Source organism: Methylomonas sp. ZR1 (assembly GCF_013141865.1).
Classification (GTDB): Bacteria; Pseudomonadota; Gammaproteobacteria; order Methylococcales; family Methylomonadaceae; genus Methylomonas.
Map to the genome: position 1 here is coordinate 654839 of NZ_RCST01000001.1, position 18261 is coordinate 673099.

Here is an 18261-nt window from a genome sequence, read left to right on the forward strand (position 1 = left end):
ATGGCCTCAGCATATAACATCATCGAACACCAACATGACGTTGTGGTGGTTGGCGCCGGCGGGGCCGGTTTGCGGGCTACTTTTGGTATGGTGGAAAAAGGTCTGAAAACCGCCTGTATCAGTAAAGTGTTTCCTACCCGCAGTCACACCGTCGCAGCACAGGGTGGTATCAGCGCCGCGCTCGGCAATATGGGTGAGGATGACTGGCGTTTTCACATGTATGACACCGTAAAAGGTTCGGATTGGCTGGGCGATCAGGATGCGATCGAGTACATGTGCCGGGAAGCGATTCCTGCCATCATCGAGTTGGAACATTACGGCGTACCGTTTTCCAGAACCGCAGAAGGTAAAATTTACCAGCGGGCTTTTGGTGGTATGTCTACGCATTACGGTAAAGGCCAAGCGCAAAGAACCTGTGCAGCAGCCGACGTAACCGGTCATGCCATTTTGCATACCCTTTACCAACAGGCTTTAAAACACAAAGCTGAATTCTTCGTCGAGTACATCGCATTGGATTTGATCATGGAAGAGGGCGAGTGCCGTGGCGTCCTGGCCTGGTGCCTGGATGACGGTTCCATTCACCTGTTTCGCGGCCATCAAACGGTAATGGCAACCGGTGGCTACGGTCGCACCTTTCTATCGTGCACATCGGCGCACACGGTTACCGGCGACGGCAATGGCATGATCTTGAGAGCGGGTTTGCCTTTACAAGATATGGAGTTCGTGCAATTCCATCCAACCGGTATTTATGGTTCCGGCTGTTTGATGACCGAAGGCGCGCGCGGTGAGGGGGGGTATTTGACCAACTCCGAAGGCGAACACTTCATGGCTCGTTACGCCCCGCATGCCAAAGACTTGGCGTCTCGCGACGTAGTGAGCCGGGCAATTACGGTTGAGATTAACGAAGGACGCGGCATCGGTCCTAAGAAAGACCATGTGCATTTGCATCTAGAGCATCTCGATCCGGCTATCATCCATGAACGCTTACCCGGCATCACCGAAACCGCCCGAATTTTTGCCGGTGTCGATGCGACGAAACAACCGATTCCGGTTTTACCCACCGTGCATTACAACATGGGCGGTATTCCGACCAATTACAAGGCCGAAGTGGTCACACTGAAAGACGGTAATCCCGATTATGTGGTTCCTGGCTTGATGGCGATCGGTGAAACCGCCTGTGTTTCGGTACATGGCGCCAATCGTTTAGGCTCTAACTCTTTATTGGATTTAGTGGTATTCGGTCGCGCGGCGGCGATTCGTTGCACAGAGCTGATCAAGCCGGGTATGCCGCATAAGCCGTTGGTAAAAGACGCCACGGATCAAGCATTATCGCGTTTCGATAAAATCCGCCATGCCAACGGTAGCCGTAAAACGGCGGAAATCCGCATGGATATGCAAACGACCATGCAGTCTAAAGCTGCGGTATTTAGAACTGAGGCTACTTTAAACGAAGGTATCAAGGCCATAGGCGAAATTGCCGCTTCGTTTGACGATGTCAAAGTGGGTGATAAATCGCTGATTTGGAATACCGATCTGGTGGAAACCCTGGAGCTGGATAATTTGCTCGGCCAGGCTCAGGTTACTATTACTGCCGCCGGTAATCGTCAAGAAAGTCGCGGTGGCCATGCGCGTGAGGACTTCCCGAAACGAGATGACAAGAATTGGATGAAGCACACTCTGACTTGGCGGGAAGGCAACAAAGTCAAAATCGACTACCGCCCCGTTCACCTGTATACGCTCACCGACGAAGTCGAAGTCGTTGCGCCTAAAGAGAGGGTTTACTAATGGTTGAATTTACACTGCCCAAAAACTCGGTGATTAAAAAGGGTAAAACCTATAAAGCCGAGGGCGCTACCAATATTCGTCATTTTGAAGTTTATCGCTGGGATCCGGATTCTGGGGAAAATCCGCGCATCGACACCTATGAGATCGATATGGACCAATGCGGACCGATGGTGCTGGATGCGATTCTGAAAATTAAAAATGAAATCGACAGTAGTCTGACTTTTCGCCGCTCCTGTCGCGAAGGCGTCTGCGGCTCGTGCGCGATGAACATCAACGGTAAAAATACGCTGGCATGTACCAAAGCGATTAGCGACTACAAAGGTACCGTGAAAATATTCCCGTTGCCGCATATGTCCGTGGTCAAGGATTTGGTCGCGGATATGACGCATTTCTTCGAACAATATACGTCGATAAAACCCTGGTTAACTGCTGAATCAGAAGCGCCTGCGGAAACCGAACGCCTGCAAAGTAGGGAAGATCGTGCCAAACTCGACGGCCTCTACGAATGCGTACTCTGCGCATGTTGTTCAACCAGTTGCCCAAGTTATTGGTGGAATAGCGATAAATATCTCGGCCCGGCAATCCTGTTGCAAGCCTATCGTTGGTTAGCCGATAGCCGCGATGAAAACGATAAAGAACGTTTGGACGAACTCGATGAGTCGTTTAAATTGTATCGTTGCCACACCATTATGAATTGCACGGATACTTGTCCAAAAGGACTTAACCCCGCCAAGGCGATTGCCGAAATCAAGAAGCTCTTGGTGGAACGCGACCATCTGTGAGCGAAAACATCAATAAGCTGCGCTGGCGTTGCCGGCGCGGTACCCTTGAGCTGGATTTGATGCTGCTCAGGTACTTAGAACATCGTTACCTCTTCGCCGACACTACGGAACAGCAAACGTTTTTGCAAATGTTGGAACTTGAAGACACTGAACTGATGCGATACTTGATGGGTGAACAATTGCCGAGCGACGAGAGTATGAAAAGCTTGGTCTTGGTAATCAGAACTTTGCCGGTTTAAGTTTTGCTAAAATCTGGCTGCAAAAGCGATGCTTCTCACCATACAAAATGATTTAACGTATTAAAAAACTTCAAATAAACTCTCCTTTACGTATCTTGCGGCAGATAAAGTCCCAAGATTGTTCAAAAGTCATTTAAAACCTATTCGGAATGAAAAAGAGCGACTTCAATTACCAGTTGCCGGAGCAACTTATTGCCCAGTATCCGCTGCCGGAACGGAGCGCCAGTCGATTGCTGCGTCTGGATAGACAAAGTGCGGCAATTGCAGACTGTCAGTTTGCCGATTTTGTCGACATGATAAGCAGTAACGATTTATTGGTTTTTAACAATACCAAAGTCATGCCTGCTCGCTTGTTCGCGCATAAGTCAAGCGGCGGTAAAGTCGAAATGTTGATCGAGCGAATCGAGGATACTCACACAGCGCTTGCTCATGTTAAAGCAAGTAAGTCGCCAAAGACCGATGCCTTGTTGAGCTTGGAAAATGGCGCGGTATGCAGGGTTATGGGTAGACATAACGATTTATTCAGGCTGCGGTTTGAAACGGAAGCCGGCTTGTTGGCGCTATTGGACGAAGTAGGGCATATTCCGCTGCCGCCTTACATTAGCCGTGTTGACGAAGCAAGTGATTTGGATCGTTACCAAACGGTATTTGCCGAGCAACTGGGTGCCGTGGCTGCACCTACAGCCGGGTTACATTTCGATCAGCCAACTATGGATCGCTTAGATCAAAAAGGCGTAGCTCGCAGTTTTGTAACTTTGCATGTCGGCAGCGGCACATTTCGTCCTGTGCGGGTCGAGGATCTATCCGAACACGTGATGCACAAGGAGTTTTATAGCATCTCGCAAGATTGTGTAGATGCAGTTAATCAGGCGAGGGCCAGGGGAGGCAGAGTTGTGGCTATAGGTACCACTGCTGTAAGAGCTTTGGAGTCAGCCTCACATAGTGGCGTATTGCAGGCTGGATGCGGCGATACTGACTTATTTATAACGCCGGGTTATTCGTTCAAATCTGTAGATGCGTTGCTGACCAACTTTCATTTGCCGGAGTCGACGTTGTTAATGTTGGTTTCGGCATTCGCCGGCTATGACGCAGTCATGAACGCTTATCGCCATGCTATTGAGCAACGCTATCGATTTTTCAGCTATGGCGATGCGATGCTGGTTATTTAAGGATTTTCTGAGCGAAGATTCTATCTGCTCCAGCATGTTGAGGCATCTAATGTTGCGCTCGCTACGGTTTTGCTGCCTGTATTGTCTATTAATAAGGTACCGCATTTGTCACTGGCTTGGGCTCCGGTCGGAACCGCGCTCAAGGTATAGCTACTAGCACTGGCGCCACTGATAGTTACCGTGTAAAAGCCGGCGGTTTCTGTTGGGATCGTATAGATCGATGGTGTCCCGGTATCGCCGGTTGATGACCCACAACCGGTTACCGCAGTTCCTCCCGCAGCGGCGTCACAAAAGGTATTGGCTTCCGTAAAACGTCGCTCCATGGCATTGGTTAGTCCGAGCAATACGCCTTTGACATCCGCTCTTCGCGATTTGCGTACACTCTCTTGATAGCCAGGTATCGCGACGCCTGCAAGTATGCCGATGATCGCCACTGTAACCATTAACTCTATAAGAGTTACGCCTTGCTGTGTTTTGTTCATTTTAATTTTGACCGGTTTGGGTTTTATCGTTTATTGAAATATGTAAGCCTGTTATCGCATATCGGTTTAATTCAGTGAATACACGCAAGTTCACGGCTAAACCAAGATTCCCCAAAAGTCACAGGCATTAAACTCTTAGTATCAGACTAATTCCAAAATAAGTTCTCAACAACTGAGCTATTTATCTCAATTGGCGCCAAGAAGTCCTTTTGCCGCCACCACCTCCTCCGCCAGGGGTAGTTGGGGCATTTTTAAAAATCATTTTGTCCAGACCATCGCTACCGGATCCGATACCAATATTCTCAACAAGACTAAGATTTTTATGTATGCCAATGCCCATGTCAAAACCAGTAGCAGCAACTAATTTGCCATCAATTAGCATAAGATCGTTTATATCAGCTTTACTATCATTACCGAATAAATCGAAAGAGGCTGTAGCGGGGCGTTTACCTGTAATTGCCTCCACAGTCATGACGCGGCTCACACCGCCACCCGAGCAAGGATCAGCACTCGGAATCATTGTCGAGAAAATCACTAAATCTTGATACAGAACCGCTGGACTAACGACTCTTTCACCTTGAGCGATATTCGTGGGCTTAAGGAGGTTCATAGCCCAGCCTTTTTTAAGATTGGCTGCACTGCAAGTGGCGGTGGGCGTATCGTCGTCCGTTGATGGAATGGTTGCCACCGAGTAACACACAGTATTTCTAGAGCTTACCCGTACCACGCCTGTTTCCTCTACGCCGGCAGAGTTTTTGGGGTTACCCTCATATGTGATAGTTTGCTCTTGTAGTTTCGCTCTGTCGGTGATTGCCCCAGAGTTGTCATCCCACAGGCCGTAAAAAGACTGAACCTGTGGACTCGTCGGTATGACGTTGTCAGTAGTCTCAAAATATTTGCCTGTACCAAAATACACCATAATGCCACCGGTTTGCTCTGAGCCAACTGCACCAACACTAGGTTTTCCGGTAATCGGCTGACGGTTTGCCGATGTGCATGACGTGCCTGTTGTGGTGCAGGCGACGAATAGTGGCGCGCCACTGTTAGCAATAGTCCAACTAGTTGCGGAGGTCGTGCCTACGTTGAATTTCCAAAGGTTTCCGTAGAGATCGCCGGCGTATATGGTGTCTACAATTGTGTCCCCGTCAGTATCAACCGCCTTTGGTGATGACAGACCATTTTTTTGCGCGGCGTCACCGACTCCGGTATCAAATTTTTTGATTAATGCGCCTGTCTTGGCATTCAATACAAACAACACTGCCTTACCCGCGTCGCTGTTATAGCCATTCGCAACGATAACGGCCCATGTGCCGTCTTTCATTCTAGCGATAGCGGGTTGACCTATTGTATAGCCTAGGTCATTGTCATCCGTGCTAGTGAACTCCCATAAAACGCTGCTGGCGCCAAACGTATCCGGATTAGTGATGTCGAGAGCGAATGCGGCTCTGCCTCCGGCTCCTGTGACACCTGCGAGAAGGGTATGCCAGCTCGAATCGTAATACACGTCGCCAAAGCTTGACATGCCGTCAATAAAATACTGATGGGCATAAGTGAGCGATGTCAACTTGCTTAATTCCGGAAATAACGCATTCGGAACATAAGCAAAAATCTCTGTGCCGCCAGTGGTGATCGAGCCGGAGTTCTTTTTAGCGTCGAACCCATGTAGCATGCCGTCATTGGCACCTACGTAAATCATGGGTCTGCGATTTTGGTAACTCGTACTGGCCCGAAATGAAGTGTAGTCGCTACCTTCTGCTCCGGGTAGTGAACTGTATCCGAAGTCATCGGTTCCAACATAGATGGGGTCGGAGTTTACAATGTCACCGAGCTTGTTGGTAGCAATTGTGGCATTCGCCAGATCCGTGTTGTTTTCTAAGAAAGTGCCGTCAAATTTCTTGATTCTGTTTCTAAAGTTTCCGGTACCCAAGCGCTGTTCGTTTGTGTTATCCCCGCGCAACCAATTGAGCCGTAACTCACCTTTGCCGTCAGCAGTACCCGATATTTGGTTTAAATAGTCCTGCTGCGAACTGCCTGTTGGCGCGGTGGTTAAGTTTGCCCATCGAAACTCTATACCCCGTGGAGCACTAGTTAACGTTGGGTTGAGCGTGTAAATTTTGCGGCTACTTGATGTCGGTAACTTTGTGGCAGCGTCCCAGTTGAGATTGTTTGTTTCCAATGCGCCAGTAGTGTCATTGACCGGGATTGCCAACAAATGTCCGCTCCAGTCTCTGGGATCGAATTTGGCTTGATAAACCAATGTCCCGGTATTTAATTTTGCGGTATTGGCTGCTACCGCAGAGGAAGAACTGACGTTGCTGAGTATTTTGGCGAAAGCTTTTCCCAATTGTTCGGAAAGTTTACCGGCATTGGTTACCAGAAAATAACCGTCAGGAGTACCATTTTTATCTTCGTCCCATTCATTTTGGTCAAGAATGTTGTCTTTGTTTTTGTCGTTTACACCCCATTTTGCCGCGTACCAAAGCGGGTCATGTTTAATAAAGCTGGCTGAGGTGGTGGTGCCCACGTTAAATGTTCTGGATGCCGTGAGCGGTAAAGAGACGCCATCGGCCCAAGTACCACCAGGAAACTGACCTGGAGGTGTATCAAGAAAATAATCTTTATCATTTTCTCCGGCATCGGGTTTGTCACGTACTTCCAGATAAACGCCGTCCTTGGTGGTACCGGAAATAACGTAACCCATGTGCTGGGTTATGCCGCCCGCGGCATAGGTTGAATTCAGATCGACCACTACTTGGTTTGATGCATTGACCGTAAACGTATATTCCACAATCGCATCCATATCGTGATCGGCAGCTTGCTCGACGTCCTCGTAATTTATACGGAATTTTCCGTACGGGCGTCCTCCGTTAATCGCGGCATCTTTATTGCCTGGAGTAACACCCGAGACTGGTTCTACCGTGTTGACAATCTTTTCTACGTAAAAGTCTACGATCTGATTGGTGGGCTGAAAGCTGGTTGAGGACTGGGAGATGCTGGAGCCCGCTACGGATTTTGCGAAGGGTACCAAGGTTACTATCTTGCCGTTGACCGGTATTTCGATTCTGGGGAGCGGCGAAGCTAATGCCACTGCCAACGTATCAGTTTTCTGATCGCCGGTAGCGGCGTTTAGATCGGTTTGTCTGCCGTACAAAGCAATGCTACCGGCATAAAAGCCACCTAATTTGGTGGGTTCTTCCGGAGCGAGGCCACGGATATTTTTAAAGCTGTTTGCCGATTTTGCCGTGGGGGCACCGTCGCTGAGAATCCCCGATTGACCGATAAAAATATTGCTCGATTCGGATTCGTTACCCCAAATTGTATCGGCTAGAGTCGATACATTCAGACCAGACAAATCACCTGAGAACGACGAGTCAAAATAGCTGCCGGGTAACTGATTGGTATCGTAGGATGCGTTTATATCGCTTATAACCAGTTGCATTGGTTTCGCACAGCTCAGATATTTACCGCCTGTATTTGAATATGGATCAAGCCAAGTCGGCAAAGGCAATCCTAGTGTTGCATCCGGGGTATCCGTGGCTGTTATGGAGTAGGCTGAGGTGGGGGCTGCTTTACCAGCAAAATAGCGTAAACCCTCGTACATCATTTCCGCTATAGGGTTACCCCATTCGGCTGCTTCACCTTCAGTTATTGCGCGCGTGGTAATCCACCCAGAAGCGTAAGCGTGATCCGAGTAGTTGAAGGTGTTGATACGTAGGTTGTTGATTGTCTTGACGATACCGTTGGTTGTCGTAAATATGCCTGTAGTAGGGTCTACTTCGTTGGTGAAAGATTCTATGTTTTTCCTGAGTACGCCGCCCGAGATGTTCTTTTTATAAGAACCGGTCAGCAAGCCAAATGCCATCGAGTCATTTTCGCCATAGGTGTGTAGCAACCCTGTGGGTTTATAGGTTGTGGTTGATCCACTTTTGTAGGCTTTGCAGTTGGCTTCCAATTTGCCGGTTTCGCAGACGTTAACATTGACACTGTAGTCGGTGATGCTAGAGGCGGTATTCGAGGTGTCCCAGCGCAATACGAAGCTGTCGTCGCCGTAAGCCTCCTCGTGGTGGTATTCAATATCGTAAGCGACACCAGCGGTGAGATGAATAGTGCCATTATTAGTATTGCAATTGCAGACGCCATGGCCTCCGTAATATCCTGCCACTACCGTACCGTTAATCAATACTTCTACTGCATCGTCGCCATCTACCGAAAACTTGTAATTGAGACTGGCAGGAACAGTGATTTTTCCTTTTACAACGGTTAAATAACGTTCGGTACGTTCAGGATTACCATTGGCTTCCAGTCTAGTCATATTGTCAGTGTGGCGTAAGTTACCGGTGGTGCCGTAATTAGTAACAAATGTTGCATACTCCGCAGCGCTCGATGGATGGGCGGGAGCAGTATCTCCGGTTCTATAAGTTTTTCTCACCAAATTGCTGAATACTATATCGGGAACTACCGACCAGTTAGAGCTACCCGTGGTTGCACAGGCTGTACGGCTGCCGTTATCGCAATCGCTACCGGCCACGGGCCGTTCGATGGAAAGCCATTCCCAAACGCGGTAGGAAGTATTATTTAAGACGCGCATCAATGGTTGGCCGGTGTAACTTAAGGACACATTGGCAAATAGGTGGCTTTTCCCCGTAGCGGGTTCGGCCAACGGTGTGTAGTCTGAGATAAGGTATCCCGGGTTATTGCTAGGATTGTATTCCTTACCCCATGAATGGGCATCTTGAGGGATAAATGAGCGTTTGAGTACGGTCTTCGAGGTGGTGTCGTCGCCTCGGTAACCGCCATATAGTACCTTGCGGAGAGCGTCAATACGCGCGGTTGTAATGTAGTTAAGAAAATCACCGCTCCAGTCGCCGTCCACCGATGAACAGGTTTTATCAGTAGCTGATGGTGTTTTTGCTTTCGGTGTAAAGTATCCTCCGTCGCTGTCCACGTAATCGTAACAACGATGCGAGTCGAAATACCCAAAGTAGTCGATGCTTGGTTTATAGCCAACGTCAATTAATCCATCGCCGTTGAGGTCAGAGGCATCGTTATAAGCTTCGTAATAAAGCTTGTGGTCGCGGCCCATGGTCAGCATGACGATAGGCGGAACGCTGGAGGTTAGAAATAAAGGTTGTTGAGAAATACCTGCAGAAGCGTTGAAGCTTGCTAGCAATGTCTGAGACAGAATCAGCAAAAAAAAGGCTTTTACTTGGCGTTGCTTAGTTTTCATGATTTTGCCCTCTGCGTGTTTCTGTCTGAAATCAACATAGTCAGTACGACTCACTAAATTTGGTAAATAGACTGGAGCATGACGATAGTGTCCGCTGTGCCGCCGGTTGCTCTGGCGGTAATTCGATAGTTGTGTTTTCCGGGACATGCCGCAGGTGCGGGCAAGCAGCCCAAGTCTTCGATTATGTAACGAGGATTAGCGCTGAGGTTTGACAAAACGCCCGTATAAAGCACCGAATCATTGTCGTCCCAACTTATGCTGTCCCAAACTTCCGACGTTTCCGCTGTTGCGCTATTGCAATCTTTATCGCGCGGCTTGAATCTGCCGGCAGCTTTACTGCAGGTGTAGGCATGGGTATTTAGCCAAGTTTCCCCCGCTTGCAAGGCGGACTCCGCCGCTTGAAAGGCAAGATTACGGTCACGCATATTGCCGGCCATTTTTTCTTCCAGACTGGTGACATTGGTGCCGGTCACGCCAATGATCGTCAGAAGCATCAGCATGATTAAGGCGACGACTAGCACTGCGCCAGTTTGATTTATTTTCGACTTATTCATGGTGCCACCTATTGCAGCCGATTACGTACTGCAAGCGTCGCGTTGAACACGCGGCGAATTCGCCGGTCACCTGGGTTAATGCCAGTACTGCCGTTGTAATCGTAAGTGAGGGTTTGCGAGGCCAGATTCTCGCTGGTGCGCGCCAGGATTGAGATACGCACGCTGGCGACATGGGTGATATCGGTGACGTTGGCGGCGGTTTTATATTGGTTGGCTACCCCGTCGGCATCAGTATCTTCTCCGTAGAGAATTTGCAGGTTTTCGATGCCATCGAGTATTTCAACTGGATTGCTGCTACTTGCAGCCTTGGTATTGTCGTATCGCCAAAGAGCTGGTTCCCCGCTTGCGCCTGGACGGATGAAATAGCTGTATGCGCGGTAAGCAAACACTTCCGAGCTGGTTTTGTAGCAGGGTGGGGAAGCGCAAGTTGCCGGCAAAGACACCGTATTGTGCTTTATCAGTGTCGAGGTAGTGCCCGTGGTGGCCCGGAAAAGGTCGGCGTTGCTACAGCTGGATATTAAAACCGGATCACCATCAACTATGCCGCAAGTATTGGAACTGGAAATTTGTATATCCGAGCTTGCGCTTGCCATATCTGCTGACAAATAACCGCCGCAACTTTCACCGAAAACTACTGTTATCACATCGGTGCCAGGGGTAATCGGCGTAGCTAAACCTGACAAGGCGCTTGGCAAGGCTGGGGACCAAGTGGTCGTTACCGGCGATGCCTCACTGCCGTTGTAGCCGACTATGATAGTGGCTGGTGTTGGCGACGATATAGCTGGCGCAACAACGGGCGAGGTAATTGCGGTTGTGGCAGTATTGGTGGGTGTTAAATCGGTTATGGATATACAGCCTTGAAAACCGCTTAAGCGTAAGTCTTTGCTGAGTATTTCCAACGCATAACGGCTGTTTTCTTGTAAACGGGATAAGCCTTCCTGCATCCCGTAAGTCTGCTTCGCGTTAACGAAAATCTTGATTACCCCACCTAATAGGAATGCGCCCAGAAGCAGCGCAATCATAATTTCTATGAGAGTCATGCCTGTTTGCAGGAAATAGGTCTGATTTTTTCTCATGGCTGGAAACTCATTACAAACCGTTGCGTCGCCGCCCCATCGTGGTCGTCATCCCACCAAATTTTTACCGCATACGCATCGCCGATCCCGTCGCAGTTGTGTGCGGATTTTGAATTTCCGTCCCCCGGGGTTTTGTCCTTACAAACAACACCTTCGCCGCTAGGTAATTGACTTCTTAGTTGGTCGTTCCATTGTTTTAAATCGTAACCAGCCATTTGTGCCGGTGTGCAAGTGTTTGCTAAGCAATCGTTATTCGTTTCTGCTTGGTTATCGTAGTTACCCACTGCGTTTGCTCGTACTCGGTCGGCTATATCGTAAGCAAGCAAAGTAGCCTGTGAGCGAAAATATGCACTTTGATTGTTCCGCAGGCTTGTGGATTGCAAGCCCGCCAAACCCAGCAAGCCCAGGGCAAGTATCACCACGGCGATCAAGACTTCTATTAATGTGAAACCGTTGGTTGTTTTCATCGGTAACTAAAATGGGGGTAAGCAGGAGGTGATATTCGAGGCGGTGCTTGCGACCGTGTCCTTGTTTGGTATGCCATCGTTGTTTGCATCGAGGCCCATGCGCAATCGACCGATAGGGCTAACGATTATCAGCCTAGAGGTGTTTGCTTCGGGGACGTTATTGCCGTCGCTGTTGTTGCAGATTACAAAGCTACCTCCACCATTACTTTGTCCAGAAGAACTAAAATTAATGAAGTCTGAAAAACTATTGCCTCGCAAGGTATAAGAGGCGCTTAGTGCTCCATAAGTTTTGAGAAGCACATCGTCGCCTGTGTCGAACTCGCCATTGTCATTTGCATCCGTGAAAACATCCCAGCCTTGCTCCCAATTCGCTGAAGCCCAGGCGGTCTTGTTCTTATTAGTCGATGATTTGTCGTCAACTTTGCGCACAGTCACCGATACGCCACGTTTTACCGCTTCGCTTCGCGCTAAATTCAATGCTGTGACTAATTCGTTGGCTGATGTGGTTAAGCGGTTGTTGCTGATAATCGAAGTGAAGCTTGGAATTGCAATACCCACCAGAACGCCGGCGATAGCGATGGTCACCATCAGCTCAACCAGTGTGAATCCTTTAGATGTTTCGGTGAATAATTTTTGCATGATTTATTGGATTGTGACTCAGGTAGTTGGGCGCAAATGAACTCGAACTCTGTTGCTGTTATTTGCCGCTCCGGCCTATGAAAAGTGCATTTCTACTCTGGGAATAGGGAAGCGTTGGCTCGTCAAAATCGAGTTTGAAGATAGCACAGGATTCAACAAAGTTATGCGAGTTAAACCACAATCGCAATGTGAGTGTTTACAGATTTTCGCCAAAATGGCGGTCCCTGCAACGAAGCGTCTTAGATTTTTAAAATGAGTGTTTTTCGGCAAGATCAGCTTTCTCTAACTACAATCTTAGCTGAGCTTAGCTACAATCTGAGCAATGTAAAATGCTAATCAGCTGAACTGGCAATCGCAGTTTGTGCTGATTTAACAGTTTTAAATTATGTTCGATAAATTTTGAGGAGAAAATTGTGGCAACAATTCTTGCTGTAGACGATTCCGCATCAATGAGGCAGATGGTGGCGTTTACCTTAAAAGGCGCTGGCTATAACGTGGTAGAAGCGGTTGATGGAGCGGATGCCTTGAATAAAGCGAAAGCGCAAGCTTTTGACTGCGTCGTTACCGATGTCAATATGCCAAACAAGGACGGAATTGAGTTGATTAGAGACTTACGCGCTTTACCAAACTACAAGTTTACGCCGATGTTGATGCTGACCACTGAAGCGGGAGCGGATAAAAAGCAGCAGGGCAAAGATGCCGGTGCAACGGGCTGGATAGTGAAGCCATTCAATCCCGACCAACTCTTGAAAACGATCAAAAAAGTGATGGGCTAAGTATCCGCCTCTTCAGAGACATCAGCACCGGGTAATTCTATGTCAATCGATATGGCGCAATTTCATCAGGTTTTTTTCGAAGAGAGTTTCGAAGGACTTGACGCGATGGAATCGGGATTGCTCAACCTTGATTTGGGGGATGTTAACGTCGAAGACATCAACACCATTTTCCGCGCCGCGCATTCGATCAAAGGCGGTAGCGGAACTTTCGGTTTTACCGCTGTTTCCGACTTCACCCATGTCATGGAGACCTTGCTTGATGAAATGCGCGACGGCCGCAGAAAGATCACGCAACCGGCGGTTGATGTGTTGTTGGGGTCAGTCGATTGTCTGAGAGATATGCTGCAATCGATACAAAACGGTAGTGAAGTGGATCAGTCTGATGTCGCTGAGCATAAATTAGCATTGGATAACGAGCTAAATAATACAGTGCCCAGTTCCCCTGCAGGGAGACACGCTCCAGACACTTCGGCTTCAAAAAGTGCTGCGGATTTGCCGGCTGAAGAAGCTGAACAAATCGCCGGCTGGGTGATAGCCTTCAGCCCGCATTTACATTTGTTGAAGACCGGTAACGAACCGGTACGGATGTTCAGGGAGTTGGCAGCCCTGGGCCAATTGACGACAAACGTTGATTTACAAGGTGTACCCGATCTTGACGATTTGGATCCGGAAGAGTGTCATTTGTCCTGGAAATTGCGTGTTTTGGGCGATATTCCGGAGGCGGAAATTGACGAGATTTTCGATTGGGTCGAGGACGATTGCGATTTGGCTAAACAACCGATCTACAAAACGTCCACAGGTTCTGCGCAAGCCCAGGTCTCAGTAGACATCGCTATAACGCCCGTTACAAACAGCGTTCATAGAGACATCAGCCCTGAGTTTGCAAGTACCGGAGAATCTGAGTCGAATACGCTGGAGCGTAAAAACGGCAAAAAAGAGGAAGCAAAAGCCGCACCGAAAGGTTCAAGTTCCATTCGCGTGGATACCAGCAAAATCGATACCTTGATTAACATGGTAGGGGAGTTGGTCATTACGCAATCCATGCTCAGCTTATTAGGCGAACATTTCGAACTGAATAAACTTGATCAATTGAAAAACGGACTTTCTCAGCTAGAGCGGCATACCCGCGAACTGCAGGAAAGCGTGATGAACATTCGCATGCTGCCTATCAGTTTCGTGTTTAGCCGTTTCCCACGGCTGGCGCATGATATCAGCAGCAAACTAGGTAAAAAAATCGAACTTAAATTGGTGGGTGAACACACCGAAGTGGATAAGACAGTCGTCGAACTGCTCAGTGATCCCTTGGTTCACTTAGTCAGAAACAGCTTGGATCATGGCATTGAAATGCCCGATGTCAGGCTCGCGGCCGGCAAACCCGAGACGGGTACGGTTACCCTGGAAGCTTATCATCGCGGCGGGAACATCGTGATTGAAGTGACTGACGATGGTAAAGGCCTCGACAAAGATAAATTAAGGGCCAAAGCCATTGAAAAAGGTTTGATCGATCCCGATGCGATCTTAAGCGATAAGCAAACATACGAGCTGATTTTTATGCCGGGGTTTTCTACGGCCGAAAAGCTTACCGATATTTCCGGTCGCGGCGTGGGGATGGATGTGGTGCGACGTAATATCCAGGCTTTGGGCGGCAACATAGAAATCCTTTCCGAGTTAGGCAAAGGGTCCACCATTTCCATTCATCTCCCGCTGACTCTGGCTATCCTGGATGGTCAGTCGATTGCGGTTGGCGACGAAACCTACATATTACCCTTGGGTTCTATTATCGAGTCACTCCACGTCAAGGAAGACAGGCTCAATCGAGTAGCGGGCAAAGGTGAAACTTTCCTGTTACGCGGCCAATATCTGCCGATTATCAGAATGCATCAAATTTTTAACGTACCCACCGCGAAAACCACCAAGCTAACCGAAGGTTTAATTGTGGTTGTCGAAGGGCAAGGGTTGCGTTGCGGATTGTTCGTGGATGATCTGCTTGGACAGCAGCAAGTGGTAATCAAGTCGCTCGAGGCGAATTATCGACGGATTGACGGGGTATCCGGCGCAACTATTCTGGGCGATGGTTCGGTGGCACTGATTCTTGATATCCCCGGTCTCGTGCGTTTAGCCAATCAATAAACCTAACCTAAAGCGTGTCATGTCGGAAATAATCGAACTCAGCAGCACTGACCAGCAAGATGCAAAGCGGTTGGATACTAGTTTGCAGTTTTTAAGCTTTACCTTGGGCCAGGAAGAATATGGGGTAGATATTCTGCGAGTTCAGGAGATTCGCAGTTGGGAGCCGGTATCGCGAATTCCCAATGTGCCGGCTTATGAAAAAGGTGTGGTCAATCTGCGCGGTGCGATAGTGCCTATCATAGATTTACGCGAGCGATTTCAACTGGGACACAGTGATTATTCGCCTTTGACGGTCGTTGTGGTCTTGCAAGCGCACATGGCCGATAAAACCAGGATCATCGGGGTCGTGGTGGATTCAGTTTCAGACGTTGTCGATGTCAATAAAAAAAGTATCCAAAGCGCGCCGAATTTTGGTGCAAAAGTCAGTACTGAATTTATCAACGGCCTGGTTTCAGTAAATGGCCGAATGGTGATGCTGTTGGATGTAGATAAATTATTAAAACTTGATGGCCTGGATGGTGAAGATGAAAGTTAAAAAAAGAGCTGTTTATGGCTGGCTTGTAATGGAGGATATGCAATGAAACTCAATCACCCTGTGACTGATCGCGAAGTCTTAATGAAGCCAGGCACCATTTTGGTCACGCGCACCAATTTAAAAGGCATTATTACCTATGCAAACGACGCTTTTATTGAGATTAGCGGCTTTAGCAAGGATGAACTTGTGGGGGCGAATCATAATATGGTTCGTCATCCTGACATGCCGCCGGCGGCATTTGAAGATTTATGGAATTGTTTGAAGGCTGGGCGCCCGTGGACCGCACCCGTCAAAAATAGGACCAAGACCGGAGATTATTATTGGGTAGAAGCAAACGTAACGCCGGTGTTCAAGAATGGCAAAGTACAGGAATACCTGTCGGTTCGTTACGCGCCATCCCGGGAACAAATCCAACAAGCCGAATCTTTGTATGAAAAACTAAATGCCAATAAAGCCACAATACGGCCGACGGGGATTAATGCGCTCATCAAGAAATTACTGGAACTGGGCTTGTGGAAAAAAGTGGGGATTATCTACCTGATCTTTTTGTTGCCGACGATCAATTCCATTTACGATCACTATATCGAACAAAAATACCCGGAGATGTTCCTGTTTTTGGGCTTGGCCGGATTTGCCTCAATATTGGGATATTCGGTGATTCGTAGTGTTGTAAAGGCTTTAGAGAATTCGATACGTATTTCTTATCGGATGGCGGATGAGCAATTCCGGAATACTATAGATTTGGACCGTGGTGATGAGATCGGCGATTTCTATCGAGCCTTATACGGCATGCAAGTTAAATTGAATTCCGATTTGGCTTATTCCAAACAGGTAGCGTCGGAAGCGATGCGCATCAAGCAGGCGCTCGACAACGTGCAGTCCTGTGTCATGGTGGCTAACAACGATTTAGACATCATCTACATGAATAAGACAGTAGCCGATATGTTTCAAAATGCGGAAGCGGACATTCGCAAGCAATTGCCTGACTTCAATGCCAGCAAACTGATGGGCGCCAACATCGATCAATTCCATAAAAAACCAGCTCACCAACGAGGCCTGTTGGCAAACCTATCCAGCACATTTAGTTCTGCGTTGGTGATTGGCGGCAGACACATGAATATCGTTGCCAACCCGGTTAAGAACGACGAAAACGAGCGTATCGGCATCGTGGTCGAGTGGTTGGATAGAACGCATGAAGTAAAAATCGAGCAGGAAATTGCCAGCATTGTGGAAGCTGTCAAAGTGGGTGAGTTGTCCAGCCGGATTGAGATGGCCGACAAACAAGGCTTTTTTGAAACGCTCAGCGAAGGCATCAACGAACTGACCGATGTGATCGAAAATGTATTCAGAGATGTTGGCAGTACCATGCAAAGTATGGCTTCTGGAGATTTGACCAATCGAATCACCAGTGATTACCAAGGGGTTTATTTAAACTGCAAGAACGATATTAATACCACCATCGATAAACTGAACGAAATTTTCGGTCAGGTTAGCGAGTCTGCTCATTTTATTAACAACTCGTCCCAAGAAATTGCCAGCGGTAATAACAATCTATCACAACGCGCCGAGCAACAGGCTGCGAATTTGCAGCAAACTGCCGCCAGCATGGAAGAGTTGACCAGTACTGTAAAAAATAACGCCGATAACGCTCAGCAAGCTAACGCAGTGGCCAATAACGCCAGAGAATTGGCTGAAAAAGGTGGGAATGTCGTCAAGGCGGCGGTTTCCGCCATGCAGGAAATCAATGAGAGCAGTAATAAAATCGCTGACATCATCAGCGTGATTGATGAAATTGCCTTCCAAACCAATTTGTTGGCTTTGAATGCCTCAGTGGAAGCAGCCAGAGCAGGCGAGCAAGGTAGAGGCTTTTCCGTTGTTGCCACAGAGGTGAGAAATCTGGCGCAACGCAGTGCCACGGCAGCCAGGGAGAGTAAAGAGCTGATTCAAACCAGTGTGCAAAAAGTCAGAGCAGGCACCGAGTTTGTGAACGAAACCGGTAAAGCGCTGAACGAAATTGTGGCAGGTGTGCAGAAGGTGGGAGATATCGTCGCCCAGATTGCCGATGCAAGTATTGAGCAGTCTGCGGGTATAGGGCAGGTGAATCAGGCTGTTGCGCAAATGGACGAAATCACCCAACAAAACGCGGCCTTAGCCGAAGAAGCATCTGCCGCCAGTGTTTCAATGAGCGACTTGTCGACGAATATGGTCGAGATGTTGGCGTTTTTCAAAACAGAAAAAAAATCCGGGCAGCAAAAAGTCGTTCATCAAGCCGATAGTGCCAGTGTTGTTCGTGCAGAGGCCAATAGAATGGCATCATCGCCAGCGGTTCGTCAGCCGAGTAGTTTTAAGCAAACCTCACAAGCCGACGACGAGTGGCAGGATTTTTAGCGGAGTTGCTTG

Annotated in this window: 14 protein-coding genes; 8 read left to right on the forward strand and 6 right to left on the reverse strand. The window is 48.3% G+C overall.

Annotated features, from left to right (window positions below; genetic code table 11):
- The 4 genes from sdhA to queA all read left to right on the forward strand — a co-directional run bounded on the left by sdhA (position 1) and on the right by queA (position 3975).
- Positions 1-1785 (forward strand): succinate dehydrogenase flavoprotein subunit, encoded by a 1785-nt coding sequence (gene sdhA, locus DDY07_RS03005; RefSeq protein WP_171694756.1) that lies wholly within the window; start codon positions 1-3, stop codon positions 1783-1785.
- Positions 1785-2567 carry a succinate dehydrogenase iron-sulfur subunit gene (locus DDY07_RS03010; RefSeq protein ID WP_253734392.1) on the forward strand — a complete coding sequence of 261 codons (783 nt, stop codon included), beginning with the start codon at positions 1785-1787 and terminating at the stop codon, positions 2565-2567. The genes sdhA and DDY07_RS03010 overlap by 1 nt, the downstream gene beginning before the upstream one ends.
- A complete protein-coding gene (locus DDY07_RS03015) occupies positions 2564-2806 on the forward strand; it encodes a succinate dehydrogenase assembly factor 2 (protein ID WP_171694757.1) in 243 nt (80 codons plus the stop codon). Before DDY07_RS03010 ends, DDY07_RS03015 begins: the two co-directional genes overlap by 4 nt.
- Before the next feature lie 149 nt (positions 2807-2955).
- The gene (gene queA, locus DDY07_RS03020) at positions 2956-3975 is read left to right on the forward strand and encodes a tRNA preQ1(34) S-adenosylmethionine ribosyltransferase-isomerase QueA (protein WP_033157420.1); all 1020 of its coding nucleotides are present in this window, start codon (positions 2956-2958) and stop codon (positions 3973-3975) included.
- A 20-nt stretch (positions 3976-3995) separates the two neighbouring features.
- Here the strand turns inward: queA and DDY07_RS03025 are convergent, their stop codons facing one another.
- The 6 genes from DDY07_RS03025 to DDY07_RS03050 form a co-directional block, all read right to left on the reverse strand.
- Positions 3996-4457, reverse strand: a complete 462-nt coding sequence (locus DDY07_RS03025; RefSeq protein WP_084153333.1) for a type IV pilin protein — start codon at positions 4455-4457, stop codon at positions 3996-3998.
- A 181-nt stretch (positions 4458-4638) separates the two neighbouring features.
- Complete coding sequence (locus DDY07_RS03030; RefSeq protein WP_171694758.1) at positions 4639-9684, reverse strand: PilC/PilY family type IV pilus protein; 5046 nt, start codon at positions 9682-9684, stop codon at positions 4639-4641.
- 53 nt (positions 9685-9737) lie between these two features.
- Positions 9738-10238, reverse strand: a complete 501-nt coding sequence (locus DDY07_RS03035; protein WP_171694759.1) for a PilX N-terminal domain-containing pilus assembly protein — start codon at positions 10236-10238, stop codon at positions 9738-9740.
- 8 nt (positions 10239-10246) lie between these two features.
- Complete coding sequence (locus tag DDY07_RS03040; protein WP_171694760.1) at positions 10247-11260, reverse strand: PilW family protein; 1014 nt, start codon at positions 11258-11260, stop codon at positions 10247-10249.
- Positions 11261-11310: 50 nt separating this feature from the next.
- Positions 11311-11781, reverse strand: a complete 471-nt coding sequence (gene pilV, locus DDY07_RS03045) for a type IV pilus modification protein PilV (protein WP_101051604.1) — start codon at positions 11779-11781, stop codon at positions 11311-11313.
- A gap of 6 nt (positions 11782-11787) precedes the next feature.
- Positions 11788-12420 (reverse strand): GspH/FimT family pseudopilin, encoded by a 633-nt coding sequence (locus DDY07_RS03050; RefSeq protein ID WP_171694761.1) that lies wholly within the window; start codon positions 12418-12420, stop codon positions 11788-11790.
- A gap of 410 nt (positions 12421-12830) precedes the next feature.
- Here DDY07_RS03050 and DDY07_RS03055 point away from each other — a divergent pair, with 410 nt between their 5' ends.
- Genes DDY07_RS03055 through DDY07_RS03070 form a run of 4 tightly spaced genes read left to right on the forward strand, consistent with a single transcriptional unit; the run spans position 12831 to position 18249 of the window.
- Positions 12831-13196, forward strand: a complete 366-nt coding sequence (locus DDY07_RS03055; RefSeq protein WP_201799043.1) for a response regulator — start codon at positions 12831-12833, stop codon at positions 13194-13196.
- Positions 13197-13235: 39 nt separating this feature from the next.
- The gene (locus DDY07_RS03060) at positions 13236-15326 is read left to right on the forward strand and encodes a chemotaxis protein CheA (RefSeq protein ID WP_171694762.1); all 2091 of its coding nucleotides are present in this window, start codon (positions 13236-13238) and stop codon (positions 15324-15326) included.
- A 19-nt stretch (positions 15327-15345) separates the two neighbouring features.
- The gene (locus tag DDY07_RS03065; protein ID WP_101051607.1) at positions 15346-15861 is read left to right on the forward strand and encodes a chemotaxis protein CheW; all 516 of its coding nucleotides are present in this window, start codon (positions 15346-15348) and stop codon (positions 15859-15861) included.
- 42 nt (positions 15862-15903) lie between these two features.
- Positions 15904-18249, forward strand: coding sequence for a methyl-accepting chemotaxis protein (locus DDY07_RS03070; protein WP_033157427.1), 2346 nt, complete (start codon positions 15904-15906; stop codon positions 18247-18249).
- The last annotated feature ends 12 nt before the right edge of the window (positions 18250-18261 follow it).

Coding starts and splice junctions, on each gene's coding strand:
- DDY07_RS03065 (WP_101051607.1), top strand. CDS start 15,346: ATGTCGGAAATAATCGAACTCAGCAGCACTGACCAGCAAGATGCAAAG.
- DDY07_RS03070 (WP_033157427.1), top strand. CDS start 15,904: ATGAAACTCAATCACCCTGTGACTGATCGCGAAGTCTTAATGAAGCCA.
- DDY07_RS03010 (WP_253734392.1), top strand. CDS start 1,785: ATGGTTGAATTTACACTGCCCAAAAACTCGGTGATTAAAAAGGGTAAA.
- sdhA (WP_171694756.1), top strand. CDS start 1: ATGGCCTCAGCATATAACATCATCGAACACCAACATGACGTTGTGGTG.
- DDY07_RS03050 (WP_171694761.1), bottom strand. CDS start 12,420: ATGCAAAAATTATTCACCGAAACATCTAAAGGATTCACACTGGTTGAG.
- DDY07_RS03030 (WP_171694758.1), bottom strand. CDS start 9,684: ATGAAAACTAAGCAACGCCAAGTAAAAGCCTTTTTTTTGCTGATTCTG.
- DDY07_RS03060 (WP_171694762.1), top strand. CDS start 13,236: ATGTCAATCGATATGGCGCAATTTCATCAGGTTTTTTTCGAAGAGAGT.
- pilV (WP_101051604.1), bottom strand. CDS start 11,781: ATGAAAACAACCAACGGTTTCACATTAATAGAAGTCTTGATCGCCGTG.
- DDY07_RS03035 (WP_171694759.1), bottom strand. CDS start 10,238: ATGAATAAGTCGAAAATAAATCAAACTGGCGCAGTGCTAGTCGTCGCC.
- DDY07_RS03040 (WP_171694760.1), bottom strand. CDS start 11,260: ATGATTGCGCTGCTTCTGGGCGCATTCCTATTAGGTGGGGTAATCAAG.
- queA (WP_033157420.1), top strand. CDS start 2,956: ATGAAAAAGAGCGACTTCAATTACCAGTTGCCGGAGCAACTTATTGCC.
- DDY07_RS03025 (WP_084153333.1), bottom strand. CDS start 4,457: ATGAACAAAACACAGCAAGGCGTAACTCTTATAGAGTTAATGGTTACA.